This window comes from Thermoanaerobacter sp. A7A (genome assembly GCF_000445185.1).
In the GTDB taxonomy this organism is placed as follows: domain Bacteria; phylum Bacillota; class Thermoanaerobacteria; order Thermoanaerobacterales; family Thermoanaerobacteraceae; genus Thermoanaerobacter.
In genome coordinates this window covers 1-11,721 of sequence record NZ_AVAF01000091.1, presented here as the reverse complement: position 1 = coordinate 11,721, position 11,721 = coordinate 1, and the positions used below count along the sequence as shown (strand labels likewise).

The 11,721-nt window shown below is 32.8% G+C and carries 11 protein-coding genes and 1 riboswitch; of the genes, 8 read left to right on the top strand and 3 right to left on the bottom strand.

The features are described 5' to 3' along the window. The first annotated feature begins 152 nt into the window (after positions 1–152). Positions 153–447, top strand: a riboswitch (cobalamin riboswitch). 105 nt (positions 448–552) lie between these two features. From M663_RS0105540 to copZ, 6 genes are all read left to right on the top strand, one after another. Continuing rightward, the gene (locus tag M663_RS0105540; protein WP_029688243.1) at positions 553–2,631 is read left to right on the top strand and encodes a ribonucleoside triphosphate reductase; all 2,079 of its coding nucleotides are present in this window, start codon (positions 553–555) and stop codon (positions 2,629–2,631) included. Beyond that, positions 2,628–3,314 carry an anaerobic ribonucleoside-triphosphate reductase activating protein gene (locus M663_RS0105535; protein ID WP_029688242.1) on the top strand — a complete coding sequence of 229 codons (687 nt, stop codon included), beginning with the start codon at positions 2,628–2,630 and terminating at the stop codon, positions 3,312–3,314. Before M663_RS0105540 ends, M663_RS0105535 begins: the two co-directional genes overlap by 4 nt. Positions 3,315–3,433: 119 nt before the next feature. Continuing rightward, positions 3,434–6,238 (top strand): PAS domain S-box protein, encoded by a 2,805-nt coding sequence (locus M663_RS0105530; RefSeq protein WP_029688241.1) that lies wholly within the window; start codon positions 3,434–3,436, stop codon positions 6,236–6,238. A 67-nt stretch (positions 6,239–6,305) separates the two neighbouring features. Then, a complete protein-coding gene (locus M663_RS0105525) occupies positions 6,306–6,662 on the top strand; it encodes a DUF134 domain-containing protein (RefSeq protein WP_003868064.1) in 357 nt (118 codons plus the stop codon). Between the two features lie 101 nt (positions 6,663–6,763). Beyond that, complete coding sequence (locus tag M663_RS0105520; protein ID WP_029688240.1) at positions 6,764–7,399, top strand: DedA family protein; 636 nt, start codon at positions 6,764–6,766, stop codon at positions 7,397–7,399. Positions 7,400–7,486: 87 nt separating this feature from the next. Further along, positions 7,487–7,711: a copper chaperone CopZ gene (copZ, locus tag M663_RS0105515; protein ID WP_029688239.1), complete on the top strand. Its 225-nt coding sequence runs from the start codon at positions 7,487–7,489 to the stop codon at positions 7,709–7,711. Between the two features lie 63 nt (positions 7,712–7,774). Here the strand turns inward: copZ and M663_RS15300 are convergent, their stop codons facing one another. Together M663_RS15300 and M663_RS0105505 are read right to left on the bottom strand one after the other, a co-directional pair. Further along, positions 7,775–7,927, bottom strand: coding sequence for a DUF1540 domain-containing protein (locus tag M663_RS15300; protein ID WP_004401613.1), 153 nt, complete (start codon positions 7,925–7,927; stop codon positions 7,775–7,777). A gap of 636 nt (positions 7,928–8,563) precedes the next feature. Next, positions 8,564–9,169, bottom strand: coding sequence for an FMN-dependent NADH-azoreductase (locus M663_RS0105505; protein ID WP_029688238.1), 606 nt, complete (start codon positions 9,167–9,169; stop codon positions 8,564–8,566). Positions 9,170–9,583: 414 nt separating this feature from the next. Here M663_RS0105505 and M663_RS0105500 point away from each other — a divergent pair, with 414 nt between their 5' ends. After that, entirely contained in the window at positions 9,584–9,949 is a 366-nt protein-coding gene (locus M663_RS0105500) for a helix-turn-helix domain-containing protein (protein WP_029688237.1), read from the top strand. 113 nt (positions 9,950–10,062) lie between these two features. Then, positions 10,063–11,001 carry a cysteine synthase A gene (cysK, locus tag M663_RS0105495; RefSeq protein WP_029688236.1) on the top strand — a complete coding sequence of 313 codons (939 nt, stop codon included), beginning with the start codon at positions 10,063–10,065 and terminating at the stop codon, positions 10,999–11,001. Between the two features lie 164 nt (positions 11,002–11,165). Here cysK and M663_RS0105490 read toward each other — a convergent pair whose 3' ends face one another. After that, the gene (locus M663_RS0105490) at positions 11,166–11,342 is read right to left on the bottom strand and encodes a MarR family transcriptional regulator (RefSeq protein WP_003869722.1); all 177 of its coding nucleotides are present in this window, start codon (positions 11,340–11,342) and stop codon (positions 11,166–11,168) included. Positions 11,343–11,721: the final 379 nt, after the last annotated feature.

Here is an 11,721-nt window from a genome sequence, read left to right as displayed (position 1 = left end):
TGCAAAATATCTCCTTTACGAAAGTTTGTCTAAAGTCTGAAATAGGCAAAAATAATTGCCTATTTTATTTTTTATATTGACAATGCAAGAAAGCAGTGGTATACTACATGTTGAGGATATTAATAAATAATATACTAGATTTTGTGCAAAATAGAATATACACAGATACAGGTGCCCAATTTCAAAGGGAAATTGGGTTAAAAGGGAAGCAGGTGAGAATCCTGCACGGTCCCGCCACTGTGATGGTGAGCTCTTTACAAAAAGCCACTGCCTGGTACTTCCTTTTAGGTAAGTGGAGTAAAAAAAACAGACAAAGGAACCGTCACATTGTCTTCTTGCCTTTTTGTTTTGATTTGTAAAACATTGGGGAATATTGGGTGCCGGGTGGGAAGGCGTAAAGAGCGATGAACCTAAGTCAGGAGACCTGCCTGTATTTGGATTACACTTGCTCTACGGTCGATAGAGGAGGTGAGGTACTTTGTACACCTCTTAACTTGCCGTAGAAGTTAAGGGGTTTAATTAATTTTTACAAAAGAATGGAGGCTTAAAATCATGAAAATTGCTATGAAGGTTATAAAAAGAGATGGAAGGGAAGTTGAGTTTGATAAGATAAAGATTGCAAATGCTATATACAAAGCTTTTAAAGCAGTGGGAGAAGGGGAATACAAAGATGCCCTTGAAATAGCAGATGAAGTGACAGAGTACGTAGAAAATAATTTAGAAGGAATAGCCAGTGTAGAGCAGATTCAAGATATTGTAGAGCAATACTTAATAAAGCATGATCATGCTAAAGCGGCAAAGGCCTATATTTTATACAGAAAACAGCATCAAGAGATAAGAGAATTTAAAAAAATGTTTATGGACATTGAAAAAATGGTGGATGAATATATAGGGAAGCAAGATTGGAGAGTAAATGAAAATAGCAATATGAGTTATTCACTTCAAGGTTTAAATAATCATATCTCCAGTACGATAACAGCTTATTACTGGTTAAATAAAATATATCCTTCAGAAGTTAGAGATGCCCATGTAAATGGAGATTTGCACATTCATGACTTAGGCCTTTTATCTGTGTATTGCTGTGGATGGGATTTAAGGGATTTACTGCTTTCTGGATTTACAGGGGTAGAGGGGAAAGTTCAAAGCAAACCTCCAAAGCACTTTAGGTCTGCTCTTGGACAGATTGTCAATTTTTTCTATACACTTCAAGGGGAAGCAGCCGGTGCACAAGCTTTTTCTAATTTTGATACCTATTTGGCACCTTTTATATATTACGATAATCTTTCTTACAAAGAGGTTAAGCAAGCTTTACAGGAGTTTATATTTAACATAAATGTTCCAACTAGAGTGGGATTTCAAACTCCTTTTACAAACATAACTATGGATCTTGTGGTACCGGAGATTATGGCAGATGAACCTGTTATAATTGGCGGTCAATTGATGGATAAAACGTATAAAGAATTTCAAAAAGAAATGGACATGCTAAATATAGCATTTACAGAAGTTATGATGGAAGGAGATGCCAGCGGCAGGATATTTACTTTTCCAATACCCACTTATAATATAACTAAAAATTTTGACTGGAATAGTCCTGTCATAAATAAAATAATGGAAATGACTGCGAAGTACGGTTTGCCTTATTTTAGCAATTTTGTAAATAGTGATTTAGATCCCAATGATGTGCGTAGTATGTGCTGTCGGTTGAGGTTGGACAACAGAGAATTAAGAAAGCGTGGGGGAGGGCTTTTTGGAGCGAATCCTCTTACAGGTTCAATAGGAGTTGTAACAATAAATATGCCAAGAATAGGGTATTTATCAAAATCAAAAGAAGAGTTTTTCCAAAGGTTAGAAAGACTTATGGATATTGCAAAAACAAGCCTTGAAATAAAAAGAGAAATTTTAGAGAAGATGACTGAAATGGGATTGTATCCTTATTCAAAATTTTACTTAAGAGATATAAAAAAGAGATTTGGATTTTACTGGCAAAACCATTTTAACACGATAGGACTCATTGGAATGAATGAAGCACTATTAAATTTCATGGGAATAAGCATAGCCAGTGAAGAGGGAAGGAAATTTGCACTTGAAGTATTAGATTTTATGAGGCATAAATTAGAACAATATCAATTAGAATCTAATTTCATGTACAATTTAGAAGCCTCCCCTGCAGAAGGAGCTTCCTATAGATTGGCTAAAAAAGATAAAGAATTATTCCCCGATATAATAACTGCAGGTAGCGATGTGCCTTACTATACAAATTCAACACAGCTCCCTGTAGACTTTACGGAAGATATATTTACTGCTTTAGACTTACAAGAAGAGTTACAAACAAAATACACAGGAGGTACAGTATTTCACGGATTTATTGGAGAGAGTATAAATGATGTTACTACCTGCAAAGCTCTAGTCAGAAAAATAGCTTATAATTATAGAATTCCTTATTACACTATAACTCCAACTTTTTCAATCTGTGAAGACCATGGGTATATTTCTGGGGAACATTTTGAATGTCCTTACTGTGGGAAAGAATGTGAGGTTTACAGCCGCGTAGTTGGATATTATAGGCCAGTAAAGAATTGGAATGAAGGAAAGAAAAAAGAGTTTAAGGACAGAAAGGAATTTGTTGTATGATGTACGATTTTATGCCTGTTTCTTTTGCTGATTTCCCAGGGAAAATTGCAGCCACTGTTTTTGTAAGTGGCTGCAATTTTAAGTGTCCTTACTGCCATAACTCTTATTTAATTCAAATAAGGGAAGGTATACGGAGTGAAAAGGAGTTTTTTGACTACCTTAAAAAGAGAGCAAATTTGATAGAAGGAGTGTGTATTACAGGCGGAGAACCTACTCTTTGGAAAGGATTAAAAGATTTTATAAAAAATATAAAGGACTTAAATTTTGAGGTTAAGCTTGACACTAATGGATCAAGGCCACAAGTGTTAGAAAATTTATTAGATGAAAGATTGCTCGATTATATAGCTATGGATATAAAGGCGCCAATAGAAAAATATGGCATATTTTTAAAAAACAAAAAAGATATAGATAATATTCAAAAAAGTGTAGAGATAGTTAAAAATTCTAATATAGATTACGAATTTAGAACTACTGTAAATGACAAACTACTTACTTTAGAAGATTTTAAGGCTTTAGCTGATTGGATTTCTCCTGCGAAAAGGTATGTTTTACAAATGTACAAGTATGATGAGGGAGTATTAGATAAGGAGAAAAGTGGAATTCAAGAATGTGATATTAACTTTTTAAAAAAAATAAAAGAAAAACTGAATGGAAATTTTGGCGAAATATTAATAAGAGTATGAGAGAGGTGCCTCTCTCTTTTTTATTTTCGTAAAACTGAAATTTGCTGATAGACATAAATTGAAAATGGATTTATAATGTATTTAGAAACATTTGTTTTTCTAGGGAGAGAGGAAATAGGATGTTTAATAATATACATTTTTCTCTAAATTACCAAATATTAATTTTACTGATATTAGGTGTATTTTATTTAATAGTACATAATGCAGAAAAAGAAAAATACATTTTATTTTGGGGAAGTGCATGGGGGCTTGATTTAATAAGATACGCTATGGAATATGCAATAGAATATGGGGCTTTGCCTAATACATTTTTGACACAGGTGATAGTATATGGTTTGCTTGTAACAAGTTCTATATTGTTTACTTATGGCTTTCAATTTTTTTTTGAAGTAAATTTTTTGCAAAAGGGTTTATGGATTATTTCATTAAGTTTAGGGTGGTATTCAGTAAATAAAATTTTAGGAAGCAGTAATTATATAGCTGTGATTCCAATGTATGTTTTTTTAGGAGTTATAAGTATATTTGCTGGTACATTGATATTTAAAAATTTCAAAGTCTCAAAAGTGATTTCTAGTTTAATCATAGGAATATTACTTGTTTTAATGGGTATTCGTGAGTGTGCTTATCCCATTATAACACACTTTAATTTGATAAATTATTTAGTTGATTTTGACCTTTTGTATTCCTTAAAAATTACATTAGCGATTGTTTTACTAATTCATTTCTATGAAATTGCAAACAGTATGTTAGCCATTATCTTTAACAAACAAGAAGAACTTAAGGAATCTTTGAATAGAGAAAAAGAATGGCTTCAAATTACATTGCGGAGCATTGGAGACGGAGTTATTGCTACGGATGCAAACGGCAATATAGAGTTTATGAATTCTACTGCAGAAAGGCTTACGGGGTATAAAGAAGAAGAAGTATTAGGTAAGAAAATTGATGAGGTTTTTAACATAATCAATGAAGATACAAAAGAGAAGGCAGAAGTTCCAATAGAAAAAGTTTTAAAAACTGGTAATATTACAGCTCTTGCAAATCATACAGCTTTAATATCAAAAAATGGAGAGATTATATCAATTGCAGATTCTGCTTCTCCAATAAAAGATTCACAAGGTAATATTATTGGTACAGTTATGGTTTTTAGAGATATAAGTGACAAAAGGAAATATGAAAAATTATTAAAGCAGTATGAATTTATTGTAGAATCTTCAGAAGAAGGTATTGGGACTTTTGACTTTAATGGAATTATTCAGACATGGAATAAAGGATGTGAAAAAATATACGGCTACAAGGCAGAGGAAATGATAGGTAAGAGCATATATATGGTGATTCCTGACTTTGAAAGAAAAAAGATAAAAAACATTTTAGAAAGATTGTTAAAAGGAGAAGATGTAAAAAATTATGAGGGAATAAGGGTTAGAAAAGATGGGAAACTCATAAATGTGTTGGTTTCAATTTCAGCTTTAAAAGATGAATTAGGAAGATACATTGGTGTATCTTTTATCTCTCACGATATAACAGAGAATAAAAAAGCTGAACAAATTTTAAGAAGATATAAACTTCTTTTTGACGATATAAATGACATAATTTTATTTGCAAAATATGAAGATGGTAAGATTATAGAGGTGAATAAAGCTGCACTAAAGGCTTATGGCTATGAAATGGAAGAACTTTTAAAGATGGATATTTTTGAGCTTTGTGATTGTGAGAAAGAGGAGTTGACTCAATTGTTAGATGTGGGAGATGAAAGGGGTGTTTTGCTGAACTTACAACATAAGAGAAAAGACGGTAGCAAGTTTTATGTGGAGGCCAATGTTGCAAGTGTTGAGTTTGAAAATGAAAAGCTTATTATGATGATAATAAGAGATATAACAGAAAGGAAATTAACGCAAGATAGGCTTGAACACTTGGGCACTCATGATATATTAACGGGGCTTTACAACAGGAACTTTTTTGAAGAGAAAATGACATTTATAGAGAAAAACAATGTCATACCCGCAGGAATCATAATATGCGATGTAGACGGTCTAAAACTTGTCAATGATACGATGGGGCATAAGGCAGGAGACATGCTGTTAAAAACGGCGGCGGATGTACTAGGAAAATGTTTTAGAGGACAGGACATTATCGCCCGAATAGGAGGAGATGAATTTGCTGTAATACTGCCTAACGCTAGCATTGAGATTGTAGAAAAAGCGGTTGATAGAATAAGAAAAATGGTTAAAAATAGTAAATTTGCCTTTGAAAAAGAAAACATACCTTTAAGTATGTCAATAGGCTATGCAGTGAAGAATAATAGTTTTAAAAAAATTGAGGAAGTTTTTAAAGAAGCAGATAATAACATGTATAGAGAAAAGTTATTCCATAAAAGAAGCAGTTATAGAGAAGTATTGGATTCTATCTTAAAGATGTTTGAAATACGCCAGCCTAAACTACAAAAGCATCTGAAGGCAGTCAAAGAAATTTTGGTGAATTTTGCTGAATATTTAAAACTTTCTCAAGTGCGGATAAAAAATTTAGAGCTTCTGGCTGAGTTTCATGATATTGGAATGATAGGAATTTCAGATAAAATACTAGATAAGGTGGACAACTTAAATGAAGAAGAAAAATTGGAATTTCAAAAACATTGTGAAATAGGCTATAGAATTGCCATGTCTTCTCCTGATTTAGCTCACCTTGCGGATATGATTTTAATGCATCATGAATGGTGGAATGGACAAGGTTATCCACTTGCTGTAAAAGGCGAGGATATTCCTTACGAATGTAGAATTTTGGCTATAGTAGATGCTTACGTGCAGATGATAGATGAAGAATGGAAGGGGCTTTCTAAAGAGCAAGCGCTAAAAGAGATTGAAAAGATGGCGGGGATACAATTTGACCCTATTCTTGTTGAAAAGTTTTTAGCTTTTATGAAGGATTGATATTTTTCTTTAAAAAGTATAAAATATTAAAGTAATCGTCATTTATTAAACAATAGGGTGTGATAAAATGCCAAGACCTCCAAAATGCAGATGGGTTAGAAGTGAACCAAATGTAACTCATTTTAAACCAGTAGGTGTGCCTATGTCTATGTTAGATGAAGTTATACTAACAGTAGAGGAATTAGAGGCTATAAGGCTTAAGGATTTGGAAGGTTTAGAGCAAGAAGAATGTGCTGATATGATGAAGGTGTCGAGACCCACCTTTTTTAGAATAATCAATTCAGCTAGACAAAAAGTAGCGGATGCTTTAGTTAATGGTAAAGCGATAAGAGTGGAAGGTGGAAATTACAGAGTTTATGAAGAAGAACAAAGAGGTCATAGAGGTATGCGCCATAGGCATGGCCACTGGGGTGGAGAAGATTAAAATTCTATTAAATTTTCATATATTTTTACAAAACCTTTCATATATATAGTATAATTAATGCTGTGAATTAGAATTACTATATATATGAAAGGATGGAGTAGATGGACCTTATAAAAAACTTCATTGATATTGTATTGCATCTTGATAAGTATTTAGGCAGTGTTATTCAAACTTATGGTACATGGACTTACAGCATTTTGTTTTTTATTATTTTCTTTGAGACAGGCTTTGTGGTGACGCCTTTTTTGCCTGGAGATTCTCTTCTTTTTGCTGCAGGGACGTTTGCGGCAATTGGCAGTTTAAATGTATTTTATGTGATTATACTTTTAGCATCTGCTGCCATATTGGGAGATACGGTAAACTATCATATAGGGAAATTTGTCGGAGAAAAGATTTATGAAAGAGAAAATTTAAAATTGATAAAAAAAGAGCATCTGATAGAAGCACGTAATTTTTATGAAAAGTATGGTTCTATTACTATTGTTATAGGAAGGTTTATACCAATTATTAGAACTTTTGTACCCTTTGTAGCAGGGATTGGGGAAATGAGGTATTTTAAGTTTTTGTTTTACAATGCATTAGGAGGAACGTTGTGGGTTTTACTTTTTACCTTAGGTGGGTACTATTTTGGGAATTTGCAAATAGTGAGAGACCATTTTGGATTGGTGACAATTGCGATAATTGTCATATCGTTAATACCCGCAATTATAAGCTTTTTAAAAAGGAGAAAACGTTGATGCAGGAAGTTTTTGATAAAATGTGTGCTGCTTCGATATAATATTTATTTAATATATTTTAAATTTTATAAAAGGAGAAGATGGATTATGAGCCTGTTTGGAACTAAAGGTGAGACTATCGTTATAAATGTTAAAGGAATGTCATGCAATCATTGCAAAATGTCTGTCGAAACTGCACTAAAGAAATTAAATGGGGTATCGAAAGCTGTTGTTGACCTTGACAAAGGTAATGTTACGGTAACATATGATCCTGCTAAAGTTTCTATAGATGATATGAAAAAAGCAATTATTGATACAGGATATGAAGTGTAATACCTATTAAAAAATTTAAATGAAAGAAAAGCATTGAATGAAATATCAATGCTTTTCTTTGCGTTATCTTGGTTTAAATGTTGTGCATTCTGTTTCTGCACTAGTTTTTGCAGACATTACTTTTGAATTTATTTCAATCGATGGAGCATGACATTTCATATCTTTCCAGTAATTACAAGTATTTACTGAGCATTTAACTACGTTTTCTGCTGACATGTGAGACACCTCGCTTTTTATTATCAAAAATAGTATTTGCATATATTATTTTATTATACCTTTCTGAAAACAAAATAACAGAGTGTTTTGCGCAGCTTAATGGCAATTCTTAAGAAAGAAAAACATTAAAAATTAATGGTAATATTTATAAGAGTATTAAAACAAAAATAGCAAAAAGTTTATAAGCTTTTTAAAAAATACATGAAAGTGCATAAAAAGACCCCGCATCAAATGGGGGCTTTATAAATATTAGAAATAATGATAATGCTAAACTAATTTTAAAAGGTTTGTTTAGCAGTATCAATGGTTATTTCTAGAATAGTTCTAAACCATGGAAATTTCTCTTTCCTCATGTCAAATGGGAACGTTCTTTTATGAATTTTGTAGTTCCAGTGTTCAAAAAACCTATTCCTTTGTATATTTTTCGCTGAACTATTCGATTCCAAATTGTCGATTTAACCCGATTGCTCATTTCTATCTTTTTTCCGCCTTGTTCATTTATCGACAGGAATTAACGCCCAAGTGTAACATTGACATAGCTATTCCATGCATTAACAACATGAGGTTCATCTTCCCATTGGGTTACGATAAAATATCTATCTAGCCTTTCTAAATTACTCATGGAAGACTTTTGTATTAAAATGTTTTAGCAACTTCCTGAGCTCGTTTGGTTGCCTCTGCCACTATTTTTTCTACATCTTCTCCTATTATATCCAGTCTTTCTGCTACTATAGTTTCTACTACTTCAATTCCCATAAAGGTAAGTATTGCCTTTATATATCTGTTTGCCATTTCAAATCCTGAAAAAGGTCCATGAGTGTATTCCCCGCCAGTGGCCATGATGTGGACAGCTTTTTTGCCCTTCATCAGCCCCACGGCCCCTTGCTCTGTATATTTGAATGTTATACCTGATACTGCTATATAGTCGATGTAGGCTTTTAAAATGGAGGGAATACCTAAGTTCCACATAGGAGCAGCTATGACGTACTTGTCAGCTTCTGCAAATTGATAAGCATATTTTAATATTGGATGATCTTTTGAGCTATCAGTTTTGGGTCCAAAGATGCTATTGATGTCATCCAGTGTCAAAAAATGTATTTTTTCTTTGTATAGATCCAAAGTGATTATCTCATCTTGAGGATTATATTCTTTATAGGTCTTTATAAATTGTTCAGATATCCTGAAAGTCCTTGATGCATCATCATTTTTGGGATTTGCTTTAATATACAATAATTTGCTCATATTTAGTCTCCTTTCGTGCGAAAAATTTTGGTTAAAAAATTGACTTTTGAGCACTTGAATATGTATGCTAAATAAAAATCTTTTGCTATGCTCTATATAAAATACCTCAGAAAATGAATTGTCTACTGATTTATAATTATGTCGCTGGGCGTCTTTGAAATTCTGCATGGAGTTTTATACATTTTTAGTATTGAATGTTCACAAACAAAATATGTCTCCTTGTTCAGATGGAAGCTACTGTAGCTTTATCCAGTGCTTTCCTAATTAAGAAATTAAATATGTTTCTTATATTTCACCTCCAGGCATTGATGTTTTTTTGACGTTCGGGTAAAATAATATCAAATAAAATTACTTTTCGCAAGTACAACAATTTTTCATACGTAGTATAAAAAAACGTACTAAAGGGGTGTAAAAATGGAATTAAGAAAAGGATTGTTAAATGTAAAATGTCCTATAGCTGTTACTCAGTACGTGGTAGCTGGCAAATGGAAGCTGGTCATAATATGGCAGCTGCGAGAAGGGCCTAAGCGTTTTAATGAGCTGAAAAGGCTTTTGCCTGATATAAGGCAGGGATACTTGACGCAGCAGCTAAGGGAATTAGAGAGGGATGGCCTTGTACACAGAGAAGTGTATAATGTGGTACCACCCAAAGTAGAATATTCACTGACTGAAATAGGTATTAAATTTCTAGGGGTCATGGATAAAATGCATGAATGGGGTAGTGAATACATTAAATTTTTAGAAGGGAAGATCGACTCGCAGCAAAATGCTACAGAATAACAGCATAACGTGAATATATCCATTGACATTAATTTAAGATTGTGATACTCTAGAAAAGAGAAAAAATATAAATTACTATCGGAATACTCGGAATTAAAAGGAGGCAAAAAGTTATGCCTAAAAGAGAAGTCAAAATTTATGAGGATATAACCAAGCTTATAGGGAATACACCTATTGTTAGATTAAATAAAATTGTTCCAAAAGATGCAGCGGAGGTCATAGTAAAATTAGAGTCTTTTAACCCAGGTGGAAGTGTTAAGGACAGAATTGCATTAAATATGATAAAAAGAGCTGAGGAAGAAGGAAGATTAAAACCTGGTGGGACAATTGTTGAACCTACCAGTGGAAATACAGGCATTGGTCTTGCGATGGTTAGTGCTGTAAAAGGGTATAAGTTGATTCTTGTAATGCCTGATACGATGAGTATAGAACGACGAAATTTACTTTTGTCATATGGAGCAGAGCTTGTTTTAACACCCGGTGCAGAGGGTATGAAAGGAGCCATAAAAAAGGCACAAGAAATTTTGGAATTAAATCCTGATTATATAATGTTAGATCAGTTTAAAAATCCTGCGAATCCAGAAATACATGAACTTACAACGGCAAAAGAAATATTAAAAGATACAAATGGAATAGTAGATGCATTTGTAGCAGGTGTAGGCACAGGGGGAACAATATCCGGAGTAGGGAAAGTTTTAAAGCAATATAACAAAGATATAAAAATTTTTGCAGTAGAACCAGAGGAATCTCCTGTATTGTCAGGCGGCAAACCTGGACCTCATAAGATACAAGGAATAGGAGCTGGATTTATTCCTGACACATTAAATCTTGACGTTATCGATGAAATTATAAAGGTAAAAGAAAGAGATGCTTTTGAAATGTCAATGAAACTTGCAAAACAAGAAGGAATTCTTTGTGGTATTTCTTCAGGCGCAAATGTTTTTGCGGCAGTTGAAGTTGCAAATTGCCTTGGGAAAGGAAAACGAGTTGTAACAGTGCTACCTGATACTGGGGAAAGATATTTAAGTATGCACAAATTTTTTGAATATTGAACGATTATATCCGGCTGTATCCTGGAAAAATTTGTATTGCCGATACTCCTGCTCATTGCTTTAGTTGTATAACTGCTAGGATAAATAGTATTGGAAGAGTAGTTTCAGAAAATTTTGGTTATAGAAAAAAGAGAGTGTAAAATCTGCACTCCCTTTTTTACAGATTATTTTGCAGAATAGTAACATCTTTTAGGAGACATTATTAAATCTTCTTTTTTTAATTCTTTAATAGCCTTTTCAACTTCTTTTTTGTCAAGGCCTGATTTTTCCACAATATCACTAGGACGCAGAGGCTTTGAAGATTCTCTTAAAGTTTTTAGTACTATCTCTTTGGCATCCATTTTATTTTTCCTCCTTAATACACATTACAATTTTATATTGATTACGATTCCATTATAATATCAATTCTTATTTTTGACAAGAACTTCTAAAATAATTTTTTAACGATAAAATTAAGATTTCACTGGCTTCCCCAACTACTGCTTTTGCAGCTTTTCGACAAAGGGTATAACTAAAGATTTAATTTATTATACAAAGGGGTTTATCAAAAATCTTTGATTATTGTCACTTATTATACTAAAAAAAGGCAAATTATATACAAATACAACCCCCTTTTTCTGTATTCAGAAAAATGGGGGGGTTCTATCTGATTATCTAGGTCACTTTTTTAAAGTTTTAGTTATTTCTGTATACTCATCTAAGGTGATTTCACCGCGAGCG